The sequence below is a fragment of the Pseudomonadota bacterium genome (genome assembly GCA_023229365.1).
Taxonomy (GTDB): domain Bacteria; phylum Myxococcota_A; class Polyangia; order JAAYKL01; family JAAYKL01; genus JALNZK01.
In genome coordinates this window covers 1-23,489 of record JALNZK010000011.1, presented here as the reverse complement: position 1 = coordinate 23,489, position 23,489 = coordinate 1, and the positions used below count along the sequence as shown (strand labels likewise).

At 40.2% G+C, this 23,489-nt stretch carries 28 protein-coding genes; 23 read left to right on the top strand and 5 right to left on the bottom strand.

Features of this window, described 5'->3' with window-relative positions; all coding sequences use genetic code 11:
* Positions 1-59: 59 nt before the first annotated feature.
* Positions 60-362: a hypothetical protein gene (locus M0R80_08465; protein MCK9459657.1), complete on the bottom strand. Its 303-nt coding sequence runs from the start codon at positions 360-362 to the stop codon at positions 60-62.
* Between the two features lie 144 nt (positions 363-506).
* On the opposite strand from M0R80_08465, the gene M0R80_08460 reads away from it, so the two are divergent.
* From M0R80_08460 to M0R80_08365, 20 genes are all read left to right on the top strand, one after another.
* Positions 507-2,225, top strand: a complete 1,719-nt coding sequence (locus M0R80_08460) for a hypothetical protein (GenBank protein MCK9459656.1) — start codon at positions 507-509, stop codon at positions 2,223-2,225.
* Between the two features lie 8 nt (positions 2,226-2,233).
* Complete coding sequence (locus M0R80_08455; GenBank protein ID MCK9459655.1) at positions 2,234-2,950, top strand: hypothetical protein; 717 nt, start codon at positions 2,234-2,236, stop codon at positions 2,948-2,950.
* Entirely contained in the window at positions 2,947-3,870 is a 924-nt protein-coding gene (locus tag M0R80_08450; GenBank protein MCK9459654.1) for a hypothetical protein, read from the top strand. Before M0R80_08455 ends, M0R80_08450 begins: the two co-directional genes overlap by 4 nt.
* A 13-nt stretch (positions 3,871-3,883) precedes the next feature.
* Entirely contained in the window at positions 3,884-5,347 is a 1,464-nt protein-coding gene (locus tag M0R80_08445) for a hypothetical protein (protein MCK9459653.1), read from the top strand.
* A gap of 170 nt (positions 5,348-5,517) precedes the next feature.
* The gene (locus M0R80_08440; protein ID MCK9459652.1) at positions 5,518-7,032 is read left to right on the top strand and encodes an NUMOD3 domain-containing DNA-binding protein; all 1,515 of its coding nucleotides are present in this window, start codon (positions 5,518-5,520) and stop codon (positions 7,030-7,032) included.
* Positions 7,025-7,627 carry a GIY-YIG nuclease family protein gene (locus M0R80_08435; protein ID MCK9459651.1) on the top strand — a complete coding sequence of 201 codons (603 nt, stop codon included), beginning with the start codon at positions 7,025-7,027 and terminating at the stop codon, positions 7,625-7,627. The genes M0R80_08440 and M0R80_08435 overlap by 8 nt, the downstream gene beginning before the upstream one ends.
* Entirely contained in the window at positions 7,624-7,797 is a 174-nt protein-coding gene (locus M0R80_08430) for a hypothetical protein (protein ID MCK9459650.1), read from the top strand. The genes M0R80_08435 and M0R80_08430 overlap by 4 nt, the downstream gene beginning before the upstream one ends.
* The gene (locus M0R80_08425) at positions 7,794-8,336 is read left to right on the top strand and encodes a hypothetical protein (protein ID MCK9459649.1); all 543 of its coding nucleotides are present in this window, start codon (positions 7,794-7,796) and stop codon (positions 8,334-8,336) included. Before M0R80_08430 ends, M0R80_08425 begins: the two co-directional genes overlap by 4 nt.
* Before the next feature lie 10 nt (positions 8,337-8,346).
* Positions 8,347-8,556 carry a hypothetical protein gene (locus tag M0R80_08420; GenBank protein MCK9459648.1) on the top strand — a complete coding sequence of 70 codons (210 nt, stop codon included), beginning with the start codon at positions 8,347-8,349 and terminating at the stop codon, positions 8,554-8,556.
* The gene (locus M0R80_08415) at positions 8,556-8,963 is read left to right on the top strand and encodes a hypothetical protein (GenBank protein MCK9459647.1); all 408 of its coding nucleotides are present in this window, start codon (positions 8,556-8,558) and stop codon (positions 8,961-8,963) included. The genes M0R80_08420 and M0R80_08415 overlap by 1 nt, the downstream gene beginning before the upstream one ends.
* Positions 8,954-9,274, top strand: coding sequence for a hypothetical protein (locus M0R80_08410; protein MCK9459646.1), 321 nt, complete (start codon positions 8,954-8,956; stop codon positions 9,272-9,274). The genes M0R80_08415 and M0R80_08410 overlap by 10 nt, the downstream gene beginning before the upstream one ends.
* On the top strand, positions 9,274-9,726 hold the full coding sequence (locus tag M0R80_08405) for a hypothetical protein (GenBank protein MCK9459645.1): 453 nt from the start codon (positions 9,274-9,276) through the stop codon (positions 9,724-9,726). The genes M0R80_08410 and M0R80_08405 overlap by 1 nt, the downstream gene beginning before the upstream one ends.
* A complete protein-coding gene (locus tag M0R80_08400; protein ID MCK9459644.1) occupies positions 9,719-9,979 on the top strand; it encodes a hypothetical protein in 261 nt (86 codons plus the stop codon). Before M0R80_08405 ends, M0R80_08400 begins: the two co-directional genes overlap by 8 nt.
* A complete protein-coding gene (locus tag M0R80_08395) occupies positions 9,980-10,837 on the top strand; it encodes an ATP-grasp domain-containing protein (protein ID MCK9459643.1) in 858 nt (285 codons plus the stop codon). It begins immediately after the preceding gene.
* A gap of 29 nt (positions 10,838-10,866) precedes the next feature.
* Complete coding sequence (locus M0R80_08390) at positions 10,867-11,124, top strand: hypothetical protein (protein MCK9459642.1); 258 nt, start codon at positions 10,867-10,869, stop codon at positions 11,122-11,124.
* Between the two features lie 91 nt (positions 11,125-11,215).
* Entirely contained in the window at positions 11,216-11,596 is a 381-nt protein-coding gene (locus tag M0R80_08385; protein MCK9459641.1) for a hypothetical protein, read from the top strand.
* 72 nt (positions 11,597-11,668) lie between these two features.
* Positions 11,669-12,085 (top strand): hypothetical protein, encoded by a 417-nt coding sequence (locus M0R80_08380; GenBank protein ID MCK9459640.1) that lies wholly within the window; start codon positions 11,669-11,671, stop codon positions 12,083-12,085.
* Positions 12,082-12,441, top strand: a complete 360-nt coding sequence (locus M0R80_08375; protein MCK9459639.1) for a hypothetical protein — start codon at positions 12,082-12,084, stop codon at positions 12,439-12,441. Before M0R80_08380 ends, M0R80_08375 begins: the two co-directional genes overlap by 4 nt.
* Before the next feature lie 362 nt (positions 12,442-12,803).
* Positions 12,804-13,466, top strand: a complete 663-nt coding sequence (locus M0R80_08370) for a hypothetical protein (GenBank protein MCK9459638.1) — start codon at positions 12,804-12,806, stop codon at positions 13,464-13,466.
* Between the two features lie 130 nt (positions 13,467-13,596).
* Positions 13,597-14,883 (top strand): hypothetical protein, encoded by a 1,287-nt coding sequence (locus M0R80_08365; protein MCK9459637.1) that lies wholly within the window; start codon positions 13,597-13,599, stop codon positions 14,881-14,883.
* Between the two features lie 57 nt (positions 14,884-14,940).
* Here M0R80_08365 and M0R80_08360 read toward each other — a convergent pair whose 3' ends face one another.
* Complete coding sequence (locus M0R80_08360) at positions 14,941-15,279, bottom strand: hypothetical protein (GenBank protein MCK9459636.1); 339 nt, start codon at positions 15,277-15,279, stop codon at positions 14,941-14,943.
* Between the two features lie 40 nt (positions 15,280-15,319).
* On the opposite strand from M0R80_08360, the gene M0R80_08355 reads away from it, so the two are divergent.
* From M0R80_08355 to M0R80_08345, 3 genes are read left to right on the top strand one after another with little or no spacing between them, the layout of a single operon-like run.
* Complete coding sequence (locus M0R80_08355) at positions 15,320-15,583, top strand: hypothetical protein (GenBank protein ID MCK9459635.1); 264 nt, start codon at positions 15,320-15,322, stop codon at positions 15,581-15,583.
* Between the two features lie 13 nt (positions 15,584-15,596).
* Entirely contained in the window at positions 15,597-18,347 is a 2,751-nt protein-coding gene (locus M0R80_08350) for an FkbM family methyltransferase (GenBank protein MCK9459634.1), read from the top strand.
* Entirely contained in the window at positions 18,344-18,808 is a 465-nt protein-coding gene (locus tag M0R80_08345) for a hypothetical protein (GenBank protein ID MCK9459633.1), read from the top strand. The genes M0R80_08350 and M0R80_08345 overlap by 4 nt, the downstream gene beginning before the upstream one ends.
* 267 nt (positions 18,809-19,075) lie before the next feature.
* Here M0R80_08345 and M0R80_08340 read toward each other — a convergent pair whose 3' ends face one another.
* The 3 genes from M0R80_08340 to M0R80_08330 form a co-directional block, all read right to left on the bottom strand.
* Complete coding sequence (locus M0R80_08340; GenBank protein ID MCK9459632.1) at positions 19,076-19,351, bottom strand: hypothetical protein; 276 nt, start codon at positions 19,349-19,351, stop codon at positions 19,076-19,078.
* 123 nt (positions 19,352-19,474) lie between these two features.
* Positions 19,475-23,224: a GDSL-type esterase/lipase family protein gene (locus M0R80_08335; GenBank protein ID MCK9459631.1), complete on the bottom strand. Its 3,750-nt coding sequence runs from the start codon at positions 23,222-23,224 to the stop codon at positions 19,475-19,477.
* Positions 23,225-23,295: 71 nt separating this feature from the next.
* Positions 23,296-23,489, bottom strand: a 194-nt coding sequence (locus M0R80_08330) for a hypothetical protein (GenBank protein MCK9459630.1), incomplete at its 5' end; no start/stop codon positions are given.

Genomic DNA, 23,489 nt, shown 5'->3' with positions numbered 1-23,489 from the left:
CTCTAGGACTATTTATCCTTATGAAGTGTACAAAATAATTTTTGGCTAAAATAATTCGGTTAATTATCGCTTTCGCCAGAACCTCTATCACTAGTGGGTGGCACTACTTCTGGACGCATGTCATCTTCTGCTTTAGAAATGGTTGGCAAATCCTTGCCGCCGCCGCCTAGTCGATTGACTAAAGCCTTTAAGTCATCATCGTCGTTTTCTTCGGCTAAGCCCTTTAAAAAGTCCATTAAAGAATCTCGATAACGGTTCCAAACAGTCTTAAATAACTCTTGTACATTCTGTGCATCGGCTGGGTCTCCTACCTCGTCGGCAAGCCCTTCTCGCAAATTTATGTATTTTTTGAAACTCTTCATGCTTTTTTGCTTGCTCCTGCATAACTATGATAAGGTATATAGACTTAAGAAAAAGTTTTTAACAATCAAGCCATGCCGCATATATACTTGCGTATTATGGCCAAGTTGCCCAAATCAAATAATCACATTAGGAGTTAAAACATTATGAAACGAAAGCTCATTAACTTTGATGTTTTTGAAAGGATTCAAAAAGATTCGTTATCAACGGCAGAAGCCGAGCTTAAGGGAGCACAACCCATTTTGGCCGAAACATTAGGGGTAGGAAATATAGCCCTTCATTGTTACGGACCAGAAAATGTTCTTTATGAAACATCCGATGGCACATTTATTCATGCGAATTACACCATCAAAAATGAAGCCGTTTCATTCGAGAACGTTGAGCAATTGGTAATCGATGAGGAAAGCGAAAAAGTCAAGTCCAAAGAAATTCTAGGAACTGTTTTGGACTCTCTTTTAGATGAAGAGCAAAAAGGAAAAGCCGACAGTCTATTTGCCGACTATCTGAATTTGCCAGCTACAAAGCGTATTTTCCGAGAAGGTTGCTGCAAAAAAGCAAAAAAGAACAAGAAATTCGTAGAAACAAATAGCCGAAATGAAATGCTTGAATTTGCAATTCAGCAAAGCAAGGGTGCGGTCAAGGAATGGTCGGTCCTTTGCAAAAATGCTATTGATTATGTCGAATTCAAGAAAAATGGTCCTGTTCTTGGTGATACCCAAGTCAAGCACGACGAAAATGGCAATGTAGTTGCCCTTCGAGTTCCTACGACTGAATCTGCAAATCAGAAGAAATTGCTGCAACTTCAGTGGGATCATATGTTGGATACTGACTGCCAAACCAAGCGTTGGGCAGCCAAGGGACTTTCCGAAGACGCCCAATTCTGCAAAGCAGTCAATGATCTTCGACGCCAAAATGCTCTTTCTGACGCAACTGCATTAGAAGAAGCTTTGGAAAACGTCGTAAGCAATTGGCCTAATGTGCTTTATCTTACTCAAACCGAGTTGGCTCAGCAGATTAAAGTAGCTTTGGAAACTGTTCACGCTACAAATTATGACGATCAAGTATGTGACTTCATGGCAGAAGGTATTCTTCGTACTGCTCAGGAAGTTTATACCGATAGAGTTGAAAAAATTGTTAAATTGGCTGGAACCAAAATGTGCGAAGAATGCGATCAATACTTGGCTTTCCAAGAGATTGTCAGCAAATTCTTCCCAACAGTAGATGAGAATGTTCAGAGAGAATTGGCTGTTTATGCCGATCTTTATGAAACACTTCGCAAAATCTATGAAGCATCCAATGAGAATTTGGTCAAAGTCACAACTGCTGGACATCTTAATGAATTAGCCTCTGTTCTTCAACGAGAAGTTGAACCTAGTGTTCAAGTTGTCGAAGAAGCCGTTGAGTGGCTAATGCACCTAATTGAAACCAATTTGGCTGGTGGTCCGTGGTCCGTTTCTAACAAACCACATCAAACAGTTGTGGGCGATCATCCTGCAATGGCCCAAAAAGCCAAACAGGGCTACACACCCGCTTCTGACTTCTCCGGTGATTGGGGCGATTCCGCTCCCGTAAGCGATGGCAAGAGCTATCGTGGCGGTTTGGCCGATGAAATGAGAAACCGAAGTTGGTCGAATTGGGGCAATGGGGAAACTTATCCTGAATTGAAAAACCCATATATTCCCAAGCCGTTCGGTGATTATACCGGAACTGAAAAAGGCGTAGATAAAGCCTCTGATGCTACCAGCCAATGGTCCTCGTCGGATACTTGGCCTGCCCTCCAGAATCCATATGTGCCGAAGGCTGAAACGCCCGACTCATATAAGATGAATGGTGGTAAGGAAGAAGATTTAGTTGTAGATAAATAGGAGGCTCAATGAATTTACTATTAGAGCATGGCATTCCTGGGAGTAGCTATAACAACGTCCTAATATGTGACGGTGGTTATGGCATTCTCAACGAAATGGATTTACATGAGTCCACCGAATATGGCGGAATAAAACTCGTGAAATTCAGAGGTAAATTTCAGGAAGCCGAAGCTGTCAATAAAAATAAACGAATGTACCCACGCCAAGTTTTAGAGGCAAATGTGCAACGTTTGAGTGAAGTAATTGATGTGGGTGGACTCATCGGAGAATGTGACCATCCCACTGATTCAATTATTCACTTCTCAAATTGTTCACATATGGTCAAGAAACTTTGGTGGGAAGGAAATACTTTGATGGGTGAGGGAGTTATCCTTGATACCCCAATGGGCAAATTGCTTAAATCACTCATCAATTGCGGTGTACGAATCGGAATTAGCAGTCGTGGCGTAGGAAACGGAAAAGTAAATGAAAACGGAATTCTTGTGATTGGTGAAAGTTATCGTTTAATCACTTTTGATGCAGTAGCTGATCCAAGCACCACAGCGGCATTCCAAGAGAAGGTAGTTGGTAAGGAAGAATCGACTTTGTTCGTGCAAAGTTATGATAATCCACCAAAAAATGAAGCTTGCGGCATACATAGGATAAGTGATGATCTTATTCTTGCTTGCCTAAGCGGAATAATTAAAGAAACAACAGACCAATATAAAGCGAGGTTAAGCTCATGAAAGTCTTAGAAGCACTTACTAAATTATTGCCTGAAGATCAGGCGAGTAAACTTGTACCAGCCGTCGAAGCTATGCTCGAAGAATCCAAAAAGGAATTGGATGCAGAGTATAACAAGAACTTGGAAGAAGCATATGCTGATTTGGCCAATCAACTTAAGGCGGCTGAAACAACTGCCGAGACTGGCTATTCAGAAGCTTATACCATTATCCAAGACCTCCGAGGCAGATTGGAAACACAACAGGCAGAATTTGAACAAGCTATGGATGAAGGTTATGAAGAAGCTTATCAAATGCTCCTGGCAGAACGCTCCAAGAATGAAAAATTGGAAGTCGAAATCTATGAAGAATATGATAAGAAACTCAACGAAATGCGTGAATATATGATTGACAAAATCGATGAGTTCTTGTCCGTCAAGGGTAAGGAAATTTACGAGCAAGCCCGACGTGAAATGCTCAATGACCCGACCGTTGCTGAACATAAAGTTGCAATGGATAAGGTTGTAAGTATCCTTTCTGATTACATCAGCCAAGAAGATTATACACTGGCTACCAGCAGCAAACTTGAGGAAGTTCTCAAGACACTGGAAGATATGCGTAGCAAACAGCGTATTCTTGAGGCTCGTAATATGAGATTGTCCACAGAGAATAAGCACCTCAATGAGAGCGTTCGGTCCCTCAATGAGAGCGTTGCAAAAACTAGTGGTAAATTAGTTACCGAAGAAAGAAATGCAAGAGTGGAAACGGCTAAGAATGTAACGGGGAGAGGCGACAAAGTTACCAAGGAAACAAAAGTTATTGCGGAACATAACGAAGAAGTTCCTCCAGGTGACAAACCGGCTTCAGTATTATCAGAAGCCATTACTGGTGATGATCTCCGTCAAATGAGAGTCCTCGCTGGTTTACAATCAAGCAAAAAATAAAGGTTAAAAAACAATGAACGATAGATTTTTGAACGAAGCTGCTCAGTTAGAAAGCCTTTGGTCCGAGCTTGGAATGATGGAAGGGATTGCCGACCCGTATGTTCGATCCTGCACCGCCGTTCTGCTCGAAAACCAAAGACTCATCAATGAAGTGTCCACCGACACCTCAGACGTTGCACAATTCAAGAGAATTAGTATTCCCTTGGTCCGACGTATTTATCCCCAGTTGATCGCCAATAAGATTGTCTCAGTACAACCCCTCCTTGGCCCAACCGGACTCGTATATTACCTCCGCTTCCGTTATAGCTCCAACAAGGGTGCTGTTCGTGGTGCGGATAATAACGCAGGCTTCCCAGGTGACGACGTAAATTCGTTGCAACAGTTGGCCTCTGGTGATGCTAACCTCTACACCTATTACAGCAGCCAGTTTGTTGAAGGTGAAGTTAGCAGCACTGTTAGCACCGCTGCTGGTGCCGCTGCCTTCACAGCTACTTTCACCCCGTTGGAGCATACACCCGTTTTGGGCGGAACTTTAACAGGCGTTTTGTACGCCGGTGCAGTCGCTGTTTATACATTGACTTCAACCGCTGGTAGCACTGGTCTTACCGCTGTGTTGATCCCCAATGCAACTGGTTACACCGTTAATACAGCCGCTCTCCAAGCTGGTACACTCAATGTGACCACAGGTGAAGTTGTCATTAATTGGACCAACTTTACTGGTGCTTGCCATATGGTGCTCAACTATGAGTACAACATGGAATGCAACCAGGACTTGCCTGAAATCAACTTGGTCATCGAGTCGGAAGAAATTGCCGCTAAGACCCGTAAGTTGAAAGCCGTTTGGAGCTACGAAGCTCAGCAAGACCTCCGCAGCCAGCACAACCTCGACGCCGAGGCTGAGTTGACCGCCGTTCTTGCCCAGGAAATCAACCTGGAAATCGACCGTGAAATCTTGAACGACTTGCGTACCAACGCTGGTACAGTGACAAGCTGGGACTTCGCCACTGCTCTTGGTGATACCATCAAAGAGAAGTATGAAGCCCTCTATGTTAAAGTCGTTGAAGTAAGCAACGTCGTCCACAGGAAGACATTGCGTGGTGGTTGCAACTGGATCGTGACTTCCCCAGAAGTCGCCTCCATCTTCGAAACCGCTACCGCAGGCTTCGCTCCCGCTCCTAGCGAAACATTTACTTCGTCTCTCGGCATTCAATATGTCGGTACAGTAAATGCTCGTTGGAGAATTTACAAAGACCCGTTGTTCCCAACCAACCAAATGTTGATGGGTTACAAGGGTGACTCGTACATGGACAGCGGTTACTTCTACTGCCCATACGTTCCTCTTACTCAGACCCCAGTTGTTCTCGATCCAGAGAGCTTCTGCCCACGTAAGGGAATTTTAACAAGGTACGGAAAAAAATTGCTAAGGGAAGGGGCTAAATTCTATGCCCGCATGAGCATTGCGAATTTCGTGATCTAAAAATTATACGCAAGTATTAGTATAGCAAAGACCCGCAGAAATGCGGGTCTTTCTTTTTGTACATAAACCATTTTTAATGAATTCGCAAAAAAAACATCAAAAAAAGTGCAAAATTTTAGGCTTGACACTATATAAGTAATATGATACAATAAGAATTAAAGGAGCATATTATGAATATAGAACAGTTTAAAGAGTTGTACAAAAACCTAAGAGACGTAGACTCCATCAATGTTGATGATCTTTGTGATTGCCCAAATCATATAAAAGCAGGCAAGCCAATAAGCAAAGGCCCAGCCAGGAAAAATATACTAAAACATGGTGGAAGAGAGTTTGTTTGTAGGGCCTGTGATATGGTCTACAATAACCCAATGAATAGGATTGGAGAAAACCGACAAACCAACGAAGAAATAATGGTGTATTGCCCTTGTGTAGAGCATGTTGGCGATAATGGACGATTGATGAAAAAGAGTTGCTATTATGGCGAAATGATAGAGCCGTATATTCAAATGTGTAAAAGTTGTGCTCAGAGGGGAAAAATAATAACAGAAGAACAAAAAGAAAAAATAAAATTTGCTCTTAAGGGCATAAAAAGAAGTGATGAATTCAAAGAAAAACTAAGTCAATATATGAAAAATAATCCTGAAGGAATTGCACGGGCAACACGCAATTTGTTAGAAAATCAATGTACAACTGGAATGCTTGGGAAACACCACAGCGAAGAAACAAAACAACAGATGTCTCAATCGCATTGTGGCAAAACATTTACAGAAGAGCATTGCCAGAACATATCTGATGGTCGCAAAAAAATGCTTGCTGAAACTGGTGGTTTTTCTCCAGAACATCGACGCAAGCTTTCCGAGGCAACCATTAGACTCTACAAACAGGGATTTAATCCAAAAACACACCATGTTCGTGGGTGGCACGAATCTCCGAAGGCAGGAAAGATATTTTTTAGCTCCTCTTATGAAAAGAAGGCATTTCTTAAATTGGACGAAGATTTAAATGTAAAAACTTATTACAAAGAAAAAATAAAAATATCTTATTATAATCCCGTAAAGAATTTTGAAGCAAATTATTTAGTAGATTTGGAAATCCAATATATAGACGACAGTATTAAGTGGATAGAAGTCAAACCAGCGGCGTGGCTTGATGATGAAGTGATTGTAGCCAAGCACAAAGCCGCACAGATCATTGCTGAAAAATCCGGTGTGTTATTTGATGTTTGGTGCGAAGTTGATCTTTTCGGGGCAGTGTATAATCCAAAACATATTGAATTATTTGTGGAAAAACTCAGACAGTCATTGGGCATTTGTATAAATCACAAAGAGTTAAATAATAAAAAATCAAAAAAACATTATCACAAAAACATAATTGCTGACACCATCGATGTTTTCTGTCCCTATTGCCAGATCACCCACACCGCCCTTCGCCTAACTTATGATAAGAACATAGCTCGCAATGGTCGCTATATCTGTGAAAAGGAAGGTGGCCACATCGCTGGCAGCAAGCCCAAGAAAAAGAAAGTAAATCCATACGCTGTCGAGGGTAAAAAACAATGTAATCAATGCCGAGAAGTAAAGTTATTTGAGGAATTTGGAATTGACAAATTAAAGTCAGATGGGTATGCTACAAGATGCAAGAAATGTCGATGTAAATCGGCAAATGAAAAATACAATCATGGGTAAAATAACAAAACTAAAGCAAATAGAAAAAACAAAGCGTATTTTATTGGCATTGGATATGCTTCCTAAGTTGCAAGTAGAAGCTAAAATACGAATGTATTCTGGTGTGCGTGGGAAAAGGAAAGGCAAAGCAAGCGAAATTGCCGGATTGGCTGTGAAAATAAATGCCGATACGATACAAAACGCTATTAATATGCAAAATAATCAACCACATTTAATCGACATGATGCGGTGTGGAGAAATAATGTATCAAGAGGCATATCAAATTTTTACTGGTACTGTTTCGCCTCCCAAGGGTTATGGCTATTTTTATATTGCATTAACTGTGCCTGATTTAAGCGACCGCAGGGTGAAAATTGGGTGGACAAGTAGAACGCCAGAACTAAGATTAAAAGAACACTGCACGCTGGCTCCAAACATCAAAGTATTAAAAAGCTGGATTTGTAAATATGGTGCAGAACAAAAAATAATTCAGGAAACGATGTGTAAATGTAAACAAATAGGTGGATATAAATCAGAAGTGTATGACACACCCATTCCAGCCATTGATTTTTGCAACGAAATTGAACAAGCTTTAAATAGGCTTCAATTATTATGAATACTCGTTCCCCTGGATTTTACCGCATAAAGATCAATGGCCAATGGCGAGTAGGCGAGTACCGTCCTGATTTGGGTGTAGGCGGTAGCGACTGGCTTGTTGCTGGTTTTGGCTGGATAGGTGAAATGGAGATAGACGAAATAGAAGAGATAGAGAGAGGAGAAATATGATAGAAGTCAGACTAGAAAGCTACGAAGAAGAAATAGGTGTTTTCGTCGGCACAAGCCGATATAATCAAGCCAAGCTACAAGGGAAAAAGAATAGTCATGGGCTTAAATGCGATGAAGCAGAGTCTTTACAACACAATATAGACGGTGCGAAGGGGGAGGTAGCATTTGCCAAAGCTCTAAATTTATATTATTCTGGCAGTGTGAATACATTTAAGAGTGGCGGGGACGTTGGCAAAATTCAGGTTAGAACAAGAGGTAAAGATTATTATGATTTACTTGTCAGGGAAGATGATAGGAACGGGGACACATTCGTATTGGTGCTTGGTTGTCCTCCGTTATACCAAATTATTGGTTACATAGATGGCAAGCATGCAAAAAACAAAAGATATTTGAAAGCATATGGGGATAGGGAGCCAGCATATTTTGTTCCCCAGGGTTGTTTAAAAACTAATTTTCTTGAACTTTATGAACAGATAGTTGCCGAAACTATATTAGAAATTAAAAGAAATTCACATAAAGAAAATGAATATCTGGAGTAAATGTTAGAATATGATCGATTTAGAGCCACAGAAATTTATGCCCGGCGACAGGGTTATGGAGACGGCGTGGGGCGAGCAAGCGACAATCATCAAGGTTTATGCTACGGAGCATGGGTATCACTATTATGCTGAATTAGACTGCGGATTGGCTTGTAGTGGCCCAGAGTCTTATTTCTGCCCGATGGGCTCGGACGCCGACTGGTTTAATGAGGCTTTTTGATGGCTCCAAAATGGACTGATTTTTTTAAGTTACTTTTACTTGACCATCCTCGTCTTTACCGTTTTATATTTCGTAGCGAGCCAGAAGAGGGTTTTATTCAAGGAGGAGAAATACCTTTGTCAAATGATTTGCCAGACTTGAAAAAGAAGTTGGAAGAACGGTGGAAGCCTCTTGGTGTATGTGATTTATGTGGCAAGAAAGGTGAGCCGTTATGGAACATAGACATAAGTTATCCAAATTTTAATTTTGATATTTGTGAGGATTGCGACAAAAATCATCAGAAAGAATTTTGGGAGATGGTGGGACGAGCGGTAGATGCTCATTGGCGACACTATATTGAAATGGGTTATCCCGTACCAGATCGAATAAGAGAGAAATATGGGAAAGTAAATAGAAAATGTTTATAGTACAAGTTTTAAATCACAAGGGAGTTTGGTATTCATTACCGGGCATTCATTCTGTCTATAGGCAAGCGTATAATGCACTGCAATGTCATTTGATAAAGGTATTAGATAGTTATCCTAATGATTTGGGCTTGAGTTTGAGAATTAAAAACGAAACCACGGGGCAATGTATTGATGGAAATGATTTACATCGCACATTGATGGATTGTGGATATGTATATGCTCCATACATACCACTTGAAGAAGCAAAAGATGTAGAAAAAGACGACAAAGAGATAGAGCCAAAAATTGATTGGTTTGAAGAGGCATTTTAATGGATAAAGCTAACCCTGAAAACATTGGAAAATATTATCGTTGGGATAATGGTCTTAGGCTCAAGGTGATAGGCATTAATCAATATGATGGAGAGGATGAATACAAAGTATGTGATCCTCGCAATGAAAGCCATGTTTGGGGATGTGTTGTCCAAAACATTAAGGAATCTGACGAAATCAGTGAAGCTGATGCCAAAGCTGCATTTGCTTTAATTGAACACAATACACCTCAGGTTGCATTTTGTAATTGTTGCACATGGCGACTAGGCAGACCTAATTTATCGATTAAAATGAAATTACCAGAGCGGTTGCCAGCCGACGAAGCCTATCGCATTGAAGATGAATTTAATAAATTTTTTTCAAAGTTGAATATTGTTCCGAAGGTGAATCGGTCTGATGATGGGATTCATATTGAATTTTTTGACATGAATGAGGAACACAAGAATGTATAATTATTATTGTCCTAACGAACAAGAGGTTAAAGAGTGTGTGAATTTTGATCGACGTTGCCGATTACACGATGGCACTTATATTAGTGAATCGGAGGCAAAGCGTCGTAATTTGGGATATTGGGATTATTACAGGGGTGCTAGTTATGGTGGCTATTGTCCTGATTGTGGGGCAGAATGTGGAATGGTGGCATTTTACGAAGATTGTGATTTTGTTATGGATTATGAAAAAGATTGGTTTCAAGAGGCGTTTTAAATGAATAAAAAGACCCTATTTGCAGAAGAGAGCACTCTGCACTATTTGATTGAAGACGATGCATTTCCAGAAGATGTGCAACCATTTATTGATGCCGTGAAAGCACAAGGTTTTCCGCATAAGATCATCAAGCAAATTCCGTGTGAGAAAACGGAGTTTCTTCATTTGTTTCCAGAAAATACTCCTGTGCTTTTCTATGGTTCTTTAGGATTAGGAAAAAGCATTCGCAAGCAGGCGAATTGGGTTCCTGGGGTGTATTACGATGTGCCAAAATATGATTGTACGTCGTACTATGCGGCATTAGGCAAATATTTATTGCAAGAGAATTACATAATGCTGCCTTATGCGGAGCTTTTGCGTCAAAAAGAGTTTTTATATGAACATGTAGGTTGTGATCGAACGATCTTTATGCGACCGAATCGTGGCGATAAAATTTTTACTGGCAAGGCTGTTTACAAAGAAAGCTATGAGAAGGATGTAGAATATTTTGGATTTAATCAGATTGAGCCATTTGAATTAGTGGTGGTTTCAGAGCCTCGCAACATACAATTTGAGTGGAGGTTTGTTGTTGTGGATGGTGTGGTGGTAGCGGGGAGTCAATACCGGGAGAATGAGCGTTTTGATGTAGATGCAACTTATCCTCAAGAGGCGGTTGATTTTGCCAATTTAATAGCATCTAAATACAATCCTGAATCTGTATTTGTAGTGGATGTATGTTTGACAAAATCAGGGCAATATCGTTTAATGGAAGTTGGTTGTTTTTCATGTGCTGGATTATATGCATGTGATCGCAGCAAAATTATAGAATCTGTGTCGGCAGTAGCATTACGTGAGTGGCGGGATTTTTGGGAAGGATGACCCTTCGTTGAGCCTAGAGAACAAAAATTATGATAGGTGCATATAAATTTATAGAAATATGTGATGGTTGCAAGCCAATAGTAGCATGGAGTTGTCTTCATAACAGGCGAGAATGGTTTTATGGTGGTGAATTTTTCAAGGATTTTCCGCTTGGTTCATATTTTGAATTATATTATGAGGATGGCAGCTTTGGTTTTAGAGGCATTTCTGAAGAAGATGTTTTGCTTGTCAAAATAAAAACATTAAAAAGATATATGCAGAGAAAAAATCGACAAGTGAACAACTGAAAATTATATCAAGTCCTATACATCTTGCGAGATGAATAATTATACCTACTAACGCTATATACTTTTAGAATCTATGCTAAAAGGAGATAGGATGGGGGCAAGTAGCGTTACAGGCAAAGGTGATGGTTCTGTTGATAGACATGGTGGTGGCAAAGGTCCGGGCAACTTAAGGAATAACTTTGTTCCATTACAAGGCCCAAATATTGTAGCTTGCGGCGTTGCCTCAATAGTTCCTACTGAGCAAGGCGAATATTTTATCAGAACTCCCTATCAATTAGCCTTGCCTGAAGAGAACTATGCTGCTTTTGCAATGCCTCTTGGGACATCTCAGCCTGAGATGTCCATTGGTGGCTTTTATTCAGATGGCAACAACGGTGGGAGTATAATCCACCTTTCTACCGTGGATGTTGGTGAGGTGTATTGGATGATTGTTAAAAAAGGGTTTGGTATGGAAGCTGAATCTCCTGTGTAATAAATCTTGATTCGATAGTCATTCTATTTCTTCCTAGTTGCATTATTTCAGCATTTCTATTATATTGATGCAATGCAAGTGTTTCTTCCATATCCTGACTTAGAGCAATCGGTATGTTGTCTTGATCCTTCTCGGCTAGGCAATCAGGTTTATCGTGAGGCAAAAACTCTGATAACTGGTGGTTGGCCCAATCATCCTGCAAGCAAGATGTGGAGTGGTTACGAGCCAGCATTAGCTCAATATTGTTTGTATGGATTGGAAGAATTAGCTAGTCGGGGACGTTATTACCCTCATTGGATAGAGTTTTACAAAAAATATTTAAGAAGCAAAATAGAGTTGCCTTTTTGGTTTGGGGATGTTAGATTACATTCGAGTCATAGATCGGCTTTATTGTTTAAAGATTTTGAATGGTATGGGAGATTTGGGTGGAAAGAAAAACCAGCCATTCTTGTTAATGGGAAGCTACCATATTATTGGACACAATTATGATAGAAGTAACGAATAATTTAAAACTGAATCTTCTTATGCAAACATGCAATTTGGCGAGAAAATTGCATATATTTACCAATGAACACCGTCCATCAGAGCATACTAGGATTGAGGATTTGCATGAGCCCAAGGGTAAAGACTATGCTCCGGTTGAATTATGTATTGCAAATTGGACAATAGAAGCCAGTGGTGCGACATATGTGCCAAAGCGACTATACCCAGGCAAACGTAAAGTTTATGGATATTTTGTTACTGATTTTTCTGAGAATGTGTTGTGGGCGGAAGCATTTCCCAATCCGTTTTGTTGTGAGCCAGACAGTAGTATTGAGGTTAAGTTAAAAATTCGTTTTTATTGAATAATCCCCGCTCTGGGAACGGCTTTAGGCCGTATGAGCAGCCAAACCAGTAGTGGCTTTATAACACTGGCCAAACATTTCAATCCTCAACGCAGCAGCACCCAATTTATTTGGGTGCTGTCTTTTTACGGAGATTTAAAATGAAATACACATGTGATTATTGTGGTGGCTCGGGTCAAGTTCCACTTTACGAGAGCAACATAGGTTGGACCAATATATGCCCGAAATGCCAGGGACATTGTGGTTATTGTTATGATGGGGAGCCGCACGAAGTGAATCCTGACGATCCTGATAGTTTTAGTTGTGATGAACCAGTATGGCGATAAAAAATTCGTGTTTACATCAGCCGTTTCTGAAGTATAATGAATGGTGAGCTTAAACACTTTTTTTGGAAAGGGTTGTATATGAGTCAAAGTGAAGAGAAAAGGCTGGCTAATGAAGTGCAGCCGGTAATGGTCATTACTCCTGAGGCTCAAGTGCTTCAGATGACCAACAAGGAACTGATTGCGGCGTTTGACCCAACAGAGGTAGATTCTTTGGTGGCTCAGCGTTTGAAGGTCAAGGCTGGCTGTAATCCGTTCATGGTTTGGAACGAAGAGACAGGCGAGCGTTTTGTGGACGCTAGTGTTACCTGTTTGGAAGAAATCATTGCTGGCTATCAACCGAGAACATCGATGGTAGTTGGTGACAGGGTATGTCCGGTGCTTCCTTTGGGAATGCGTCCCAATGTTTGGGTGCCCGAAAATCCATGCCAGGGTGGAGCCCCTCTGCATCGAGACGGTCGTTCGGATGCAGGCATATTCTGGGGTGGCATTTCAATGCATATCCAGCAGCTTATTCGTGTTGGTTTCACGCAAGTGGACCCCAAAGAGATCACTGGTACGGAGCAATCCATTTATACAATGGTCTACAAGCTGTCTGACAATGAAGCGGATCAATTGTTCCAACGTAGTGCTTTGAAGCTACGAGACATGGTTGCGGCTGGAACTGAGCCCAAATTGCGTGTGCAACTCGGAAAGAAATAAAAAACAGAGAGGCGAAGCCCTGCCGAGAGATCGGTGGGGCTTTTTTTTGTGTATATTTATAAAATAAAATATAGGTTGAAATAATTTTTCAACAAGCTATAATATAGATGGTAAAAAAAGGAGACTTTTTATGAAATTGAGATTCTTAGGAATTGGTTTGTTGTTGGCATCGCTACTCTTGGCGGGTTGCCCTAAGCCGACACCACCAGGACCACCGGAACCAACTGTTAATAAGTTGAATGTTGTAATCACAGGCTCATCGCCAGAAGTGGTTCGTGACCTAACCCCTGACCAAGTGGCAATATTGACAAGCCGCACAGTTAGGGATTGGATGGATGCTTCCTGTGAGAAGGCGGAAGACGGCTTGCCCGCATATCGCCTTATTGCGAAGTCAGTGGGGGCTGAAAGCCTGCCTGACAGATGGAAAACAATGGTAGCTATGGTGCCTGCTGATGCTAAGGGCATCACGGTTGTAGCAACAAATGGCAAGAAGAAATTAGTAGTTCCATTGCCAGCGGATTTCACCGCACTATTAAAAACTGTGTCTGATTTTGCTAAGCTGCCAATGCCAGCGGTATCATCAGCCAAAGAGCCCAATCCACCTGTTTTTACAGATGAGGAATGGGCAAAATTTAATCCTCCTGATAAGGTTGCTGAATTTGGAGGAGAGAAAAGATTTTTGTCATGTATGCCTAGAGACCTAAAGAAATATCCTTTAGGCAAAGCACCTGGAACCACTACATTAGCTGCGGTTGGTGTGAGGGTAATTCCCAGATCGGAATGGCCTGCTCGATTAGAGGCGTTGAAAAAAGCTAACGCAGGAGTTATGCCTTTAATTTATGGAAAGGTAGAAGGTCACGATCAAGACGGAACAAATTACTGTTGGGCCAATTCTGCTGTATGTGCTGGTGGAAATGTAAAATATATACAAGGACAATCGCCATACATTCTTAGTGCAGCAAGTGTGGGTGGCCCTATTACTGGCTATCGTAATCAAGGTGGTTGGCCAGGAGATGCCGTTGCTTTTATGGAAAAAACGGGGGCAGTACGAGCAGATTTATGGCCCAATATTGCTATTAAATCCAGTTATGCTAAGAAGCCAGAGTGTGTTGCTGATTATTCCAAGCATAAGATTTTGGCCAAATCTGTAGACCTGGGTGAGTCTGGTAATATTTTTGATGAAACAGCCACTTGTGTTCTTTTGGGTTCGTCAGTGGCAGTCACGTACAATTGGTGGTCTCATGCCGTTACTGCCGTGGGACTTGAGCAAAAAGATGGAAAATGGTATCTAATCCTTCGCAATTCGTGGGGGGATAGTTATGGTGATAAAGGATTTTTCAAATTGCCCGAGGGAAGAGGTTCAAATAGAGGCACACCAGATGATGCACAAGCGGTTTTTTATATGACCTTTAATTAATCTCCAAAAGTGTCATAGAAAGAAAAGCCCTGTTGAGTAAAATCAGCAGGGCTTTTTTTATTCCTCAATGAGTTTGCCACTACCGCCACAAATGGGACATTGTTCGGTAATAATTTGTGGTGGTTGTTTTTTGGCATCTTCCATAATAGATTCGATCTTCCTTGTTGCTTTTCTGCATATTGGTGATGATTCGTCTTTCAAGTGTTTTTTGCATTTGTCGCATTCACGTTCATGGGCGGCAAAATATAATTGACACTTGGCTATTGCCATTCGTTCTGTGGCGTTATAGGTTACTTCTCCCTTTCCTTTACACTCACTACAGGTAACTTTTTTTTGTATTGGATTGCAAGCAGAAAACATCAAAATAACCATCAGAATTGGTATAAGTTTTTTCATTTTATTTACCCCTGAATATATAGAATATAAGGGTGTAATTATGAAAACTTTCAAAGAGTGGAATGAGCAGGTAACATACCAACAATCAATTGATGGACCCCCGCTTGATCCTCACACAATTTCTGGAGCAGAGGTACAAATTCGTACATTAGCTCGGCACATACGCAGTAATTTTATTCATATTCCCAATAGTAAGTGGAAGGATTATAGAAATCAAATATTGATGGCATCTGAAATGTTAGATAGGGCAGCCAATACTATAGGCGAAAATATGGATGGGGAATTGAGAAACCAACGACCATAAACTCTGATAGTTTATGGAAATCTCTATAGTAATCCCTACTTATAATCACTGTTCTGATCTTCTAAAGCCTTGTTTAGACAGCATTATAAAATACACGGATTTATCTGACAAGGAGGTGATTGTAGTTGCGAATGGTTGCACGGATGACACCAAAGAATATGTGCAGAGTTTGGGAGATCATTTTAATCTTATATGGATTGATGAGCCATTTGGGTATACAAAATCCACCAATGTTGGCATCAAAGCTTCTGTGGGCGAATATGTTATTTTGTTAAATAATGATACCATATTACTAGAAAGCTCTAAAGATGAGTGGATCAGACGTTTAAAAGAACCGTTTTTGACAAACGACAAAATGGGGGCAACCGGACCTTTTTTAAATTATTGTCCTTATGCGGACAGAGATTTCATTATATTCTTTTGTGTAATGATTAAAAAAAATCTATTTACTGAAATTGGGATATTGGACGAGATTTTTAACCCTGGTTTTGGTGAGGATACAGATTTTTGCATCAGGTTACAAGATAGTGGGTATTTACTTAAACAAATTGGTGTAGAAACTGGTCCTGTTGTGGGCAATTGTATGATTGGGGATTTTCCAATTTTTCACAAGGGAGAAGGAACTTATGAGGGGCAAAATTTATCCACCAATCGATTTGTTTTGATGAACAGATATCACAAACACATTAAATTAAATCAAGGCAAACAGAAAATTCCAGGGTTTTTCAACATAGGTGATTCAGATTTAATGTGTGTTGATGATAAAATTCCCATTGATGATAATAAGGTCGAAGAAATCACAACTGAAGTTGTGCTAGAAGATTGCACAAGTATTGTAAAAGAATGGTATCGAGTGCTTGTTCCAGGCGGCAAAATTACAGTTGAGTCGGGCACAGAAACCCTACAAAACACTCTCAACACTATGGGTTTTACAAATATAAAATTTGAAAACTTGAAAATAGAAGCTTATAAAGCAAAAACAGAATTATTAGAAAGTCTTCAACAACAAGATAGTTTTGTTTTTAATGAAATATTCAACTTAAATATTTATGGAGCTTTGCAAGAGGAAATAAGCAATAAAATCGTAATTGACATTGGTGCAAACAAAGGATTGTTTTCTGTTTTTAGTGTGCTCAATGGAGCAAAAAAATGTTATTGTATTGAGCCAAACAAAAAAACTTATCAAACATTGTTAAAAAACATCACAACATTTCCGAATAAAATTATTCCGATCAATTTGGCAGTATCAAGGCCAGGATTAAAACAAGCTCATGCAGTAATGGAAGATGTCCTATGCCAGACGCATGAGGTAGGAGTAGGAGATATAGTTAATTGTATTTCTTTTGATAATTTATTAAATGATTTAAATTTATCTGAGGAAGAAGACTTGGTACTTAAAATGGATTGTGAAGGATCGGAATACGACATAATACTTAATTGCACTGAGAGGAATTTGAGAAAATTTAAATACATTTATTCAGAAATTCATAATGGAATGCATTCGAATAAAGATTTTAATTACGATATGTTTGAAGATTTTGTAAAAAATGCGGGGTTCACATCAGAAGAGAGAGAGAAGGAGCCAATCCCGCCAGGAATAGCCTATGGAGTATGGTATTGTGACCAAAATGGGGGCAGCACTTTTGTTCCAAGTAATCCGGCAGACACTAAGATTATAAAATTTACACGAACAGAAAAACCAAGAATGAATCAAGAACCACGACAAGCATCAGTAACCGCTCATGTTAGCAGCAGAGATCGTTATTTCACTACTTTGCCAAGCACTATTTTCTCAGTTATTCAACAAACTGTTAAACCTGAGAAATTTATTTTGTTTATGGATGGCGAGCACATCGATCTAAGGCCAAATGATTTGTATAATGGCTTATTTAGGATGCTGGATTTTTATAACATTAAATGGGAGGTTGTTTTTGGGCAAAGAAAAGGACAAGTGGCCAATCACCAAAAAGCGATAGAAATAGCAAAAACTAAATGGATTTGGCGACTGGATGATGATACATTTGCTACGCCAACTGTTTTAGAAAATTTGTTAGCATGTGATGGTCCAAAAGTAGGTGCTGTTGGTGGTTTGGTAATCGACCCAAACAGAATACAAAAATTACCACCTGGATTAAAGCCCACGATAGAAAATCTAGAAGTGAACACACAATGGTTCCTTCACGAATCCGTCAATCCTACAGAAGCCCAGCATCTTTATAGCACATTCCTGTTTAAAAAAGAAGCAGCCACACATGGTTATTGTATGGATTTATCACCTGCTGGGCATCGTGAAGAAACAATGTTTACATATCAAATGTATCGCAATGGTTGGAAAATCATCATTAATCCCAAGGCACTAACATGGCACGTTAGACAATCAGATGGCGGCATAAGAACTCATCAGCCCCATCCAGAATATTGGGATCATGACGAACAAGTATTTCAAAAGAAACTTAAAGAATGGGATTTAAAACCCAAAGAAACAAAACTGATTATATTGGACAATGGCATGGGAGACCATGTGATGTTTAAGTCTGTTTTGCCACAAATAAAAAAGAGATTTGCAGATAAGGAATTAGTTTTGTCAGTAGTTTTCCCCGAGCTTTTTGCTGATGAGGGTCTGCAACTTATAAGTATTGCCGATGGAAAAGAAATGTGTAAAAGAAAAGGATTGAATTATGATGATTTTAATATATACAAATTCTGCATAGATGTGGGGTGGAAAAGTCATTTATCTGGGGCTTTTTTGGAGTTATATCGATGAAAATTTTATTATCGCTCGCCAGTCGGAAACTAAGAGATAAGGAAGGAATAAATCCCAAAAACTATCCTTATTCCAAAAAATTAATAGAATTGTTGCATCTTAAAAACATAGAAACCGTCCAGGTCAGAACTGATGAAAACGAAATTTTGCCAACCAAAGAAGTAAAAACTAATCTGTCATTTAAGGAATTGGCTAAAGTTATTCTGGAGTGTGACGGTTTTATATCTATAGACAATTTTATTCAACACTATGCCACATATCTTGGCAAAAGAGGGGTTGTTGTTTTTGGGCAATCTGATCCTCTCATTTATGGATATCCTCAAAACATTAATTTGCTAAAAGATCGAAAATACCTCAGGACAGATCAGTTTGGTATTTGGGAATCAGTTGAATTCACAGAAGAATCCTTTGTATCACCAGAGAATATAGCATTAGCATTAGCTGCCATATGTTGTGAGTAGGCTGACTATATAAAGTATGGCAAATGTATTTCTTAGCTCATCTTCGTCTTCAAGCTCTTCGTCTTTAAGCTATTTGTCTTTAAGCTATTTGTCTTCAAGCTCTTCGTCTTCAGGCTCTTCAAGCTCTTCGTCTTTAAGTTCTTCAAGCTCGTCTTCAAGCTCTTCAAACTTACTTAGCCTTTGGCTGCAAAACGCACCAACAACTAACTCTGGCAGCGTTTTGGATGAATATCGGTATCGTCTCTGGCTTAAATCGATGCCTCTTATCTACACTGCTGGCTTCTTTAAGCCCTCTTCGGGCAGTAGCGGCCTTCCATCATCGTCGTCATCAAAATCATCATCATCGTCGTCATCAAAAACATCGTCAACGTCATCATCGTCATCGTTATCATCGTTACCATCAAAGGTATCGTATTCTTCGTCGTCATCAAAATCATCGTCATCGTTATCATCGTTATCATCGTTATCAAAAGCATCCAGTTCCAGTTCCAGTTCCAGTTCCAGTTCCAGTTCCAGTTCCAGTTCCAGTTGGTACGATTCCACTACTGCTCATATTAAAGTCAATAGACAAACTACGCCAATTATATTGAGGGTGAACAGAGTAGATGGTGATTTAACGGGAATTCAACACATATCAAAAGTGCAACGTGTCCCATACGTGTAACTTTAATTGTGTTCTACTGTTGTCAATTCTTTGAACAACATAATGTGAGATGTTAAAGCAACTCCCAAAACCTGTATTACTTCATTGGTTCCAGATGGGGCTGTTTGAGTCAAAGTATTGGTAGGCGTGCCAGTAGTGCCTGTTAGTGATAGATAGATTAAACCAGTCGGGGCACCAACGGTCCAATTCCAAGAATCATCACGAAGAATTCCCCACAATAAATAATTACCTGTGTCGCCTTCATAAACGTCCGTATCTGCCAACATAACAAAAACATTTGCGGTAGCTATTAAACTTGCATCTGCTATTTGAGCTTCACCTGAAAGATTGATATAACAAGCATCCCCGAAGTTTTGATCTTCATTGGCCACTAATCGAATGAGAACACCACTTACTGTACGGTCGGCAAGCGACATATTAACAGTAAGGTTCAATCCTCCTGAATATCCGCTTATTCCCGAATACCCGCTTTTCCCCGAGTAACCACTGTACCCACTGACACCTGAGCCTGAGTATCCGCTTTTCCCCGAGTACCCACTAATTCCCGAGTATCCACTAATTCCCGAGTATCCACTAATTCCACTATAACCACTAATGCCTGAGTATCCGCTTTTCCCCGAGTATCCAGAATATCCACTAATTCCAGAGCCACTATAACCACTGACACCAGAACCAGAATATCCACTATAACCACTGACACCAGAACCAGAATATCCACTATAACCACTGACACCAGAACCAGAATATCCACTAATTCCACTATAACCACTGATACCTGAGTATCCGCTTTTCCCCGAGTATCCAGAATATCCACTAATTCCAGAGCCACTGTAACCACTGATGCCTGAGTATCCGCTATAACCACTGACGCTAGAGCCTGATGCTTCTTGAACGGCTGTAACAATTCCACCTGAGGTGGTAATTGTTCCATCTTGTGTGCTTCCTTTGCCCACTGTATAAGTAGCATCTCCAACAGGCGTAACAGATGTTGCTGCGGTTATAATACCTTTTGAGACTGTAACTGCTTTTGGAGTTCCAGACACCATATCAACGCCAGCGGTTGTGCCAGCATAATAGTTGTTAATATAGGCATTTTTATAAACATGTGTTGTATCACCAAGATCAAGGTCATTGTTTGCTGCTGGTTGTAGCACTCCATTTGTTAATACAAGTTGGCTTTCCCACGATCCAGAGGCACTAACTTTCCAAGTGATTGTTGATCCACTTTGTATCATTGGATGAACAGCACCAGCACCTGTATAACACTCTAAATAACCATTGGTGCCATCGTCGCATAATCGGATATAATTGTTTGTTCCAGAATCATATACTTTTAGAATTTTACAAAACTCTGCTACTTCAGCCGCTATGTAAGATAATTTTTCAACGCCTGCTGCCGTTTTAGAATAAAACCTATGGGTAGAGCTATTAGTCAATACTCTATAAACTAATGAATTTAGATTTGCCGCTGTCTCTGTTGAAATATTGCCGACTATGTTTCCAGTTGTATCAAAAGAAGCAAACAAATATGTTAAAAGAGCGTCATTGTTTCTTGTGATACAAATTCCGCCTTGAAGGTCGAGTGCATTAACATAGCCTCCATGATCTGAGAATGTTTTACCTATTCCTGCCCCCATCGTCAATCCGCCAGTGACCGATGTAACATAATTTAATGAGGCACTATCGGTTAGTAACCCACTTGTTGTGATAAGCGGAATACGACCAGATGTTAAACTTGGCAGCAATAATCCACTTAGACTAAATGTTGCAACCGTGCCAGCATAATTATCCACAGAACCAGAACTACCTGCGGTCGTTGCTTGAATATACACATTTGCAGAACCAGTGCCAGTAGATGTTCCAGAGCAAATATAGAGATTGCCACCATTTCTGTTTGTGCCTAAAAGCGAAGCTCCACCTGCTTTGATATAAAAGTCATTTCCAGCAGATTCTACAACACTTATTCTTCCTGCTTCGATTTGATGTATAGAATTTCCATCTATTCTAATATCTCCTCCGCAATCTAAAGAGCCAGAAACAACACTTCCAAAAGCTCTTACTCCTTGCAATGCATCCATGACAGCTTCGGCAATTCTTCGTTTGCCAGCAGCAGTAAAATGCACGCCGTCAGAATCGTATTCGTCTCTTATGTCCCATAAATTGTCAGCATCACCACCAACCCTAAATACACCGACATAAGGGCCAGTATCTACTATTGTTGCATTGTATCCTTCTGCAAGTGTCCTGAGACTACTGTTTATAGAATCCCTGGTCTGCATTTGTGTGTTTGTGCCATTCGACCAAGGCATAATCAATATTACAACAGGATGAATATTGTTGGCTGAACATAAGTCTAAAATATCTTCCCAATTAGCCAATGTTGTAGCAGGAAGAACACCTGTAGCTATGTCATTTACACCACCTTCAATGACGGCAATTCGTGGGTGCAAATTCACAACATAGGGCGTGAAATTACTAAGAATGCCTGATGTGTATGCCGAGCCGACACCGGCATTTTGGTAGTTCCATCCCAGCCTTCGTCCTATTTGCCATTGAATAGAAGCGGGCGGATTGTTTGTAGTAGAACTGGTTTGAACATAAGAACCATGATCTGGGGCTCCCGACATTATGGAATCGCCTATTCCAACAAAATACGGTGCAGACATATAATATTCTATAGGAACAGCATAGCCACCACTTAATTGTGACCAAGTTCCTTCTATGTCAACATTTGCAAAAGATGCAACTCCATTGATATAATAACTTATCACATTGGAATAGCCGGATTTGGCATAAAACATAGAGCACGACGTGCCTCCTGCATTTGTGACTCTCCATCCTACATAATCTCCTTCTTCTACGTTTGGTATTGGTGTGACAAATGTTATATCATTAATTGAATTAGCTACTATACTTCCAATAAAGTTGTCACTTACTCCTATTTGGTCATAAGTTGTTCCATCTTTTCTCCATACTGTTGCTTGGAAGCTTGTAATGTCTGTAATGCTGTCTACATATAATTTTATGCCTAGTAAAGTTCCAGCTTGTCTAACCCTCCATGTATGCCCCACATTTAAACCATCTCTAGTTACGCTGGTAGGAAGACTCCAATTACTCGTTCCCGCCTCAGCATTGTATAATGATCCTGCTCTGACAACATCTGTGTTTTTTACACCTATGTTCCCCTCGCCAGTATAAATGGTATATCCTGACCAATGTAATGAATCTACAGAATATCCTGAGTAACCACTGTACCCACTGACACCTGATCCTGAATATCCGCTGATGCCAGAGTAGCCACTGTAACCACTGACACCAGAGCCAGAGTAGCCACTGTAACCACTGACGCCTGAGCCAGAGTAACCTGAATATCCACTCTTGCCTGAGTAACCACTGTAACCACTGATGCCTGAGCCTGAGTAACCACTAATGCCTGAGTATCCGCTTTTCCCTGAGTATCCAGAATATCCAGAATATCCGCTTCTGCCTGAGTATCCGCTAACGCCTGAGTATCCGCTAACGCCTCTCTTTTGAAACACAATTTGCAAATAATCACTACTGGTAAATGTGCCAAAATATAAAGTTGGAGTTACATAAAATGCAGTTATGCCTGCTGAGTATTCTTCAAATGAATTTATTGTTGCTATAAAATATGAATATTTGGTTTGCAAATCTCTGATACATATTAAATCTCCTGGTGAACTTGCTAAGGTTAGGTCAAAAACCCCTCCATATTCATCCGTATTACACATGTAAAGTGTGTCAGTGGAACCGTCTAAATTACTGCTATTTGCAGAAATTTCACCTTGGGCAGGGTCATCAATTATAGTGCCATTCCAACGATAATAAAAACCATCAGGAGTTCCACTAGTTCCAGAGTATCCACTAATTCCAGAGTATCCACTAATTCCAGAGTATCCACTTTTCCCTGAATAACCACTGTAGCCACTGATGCCCGATCCAGAGTATCCACTAATGCCTGAGCCTGAGTAACCCGAGTACCCACTAATGCCAGAA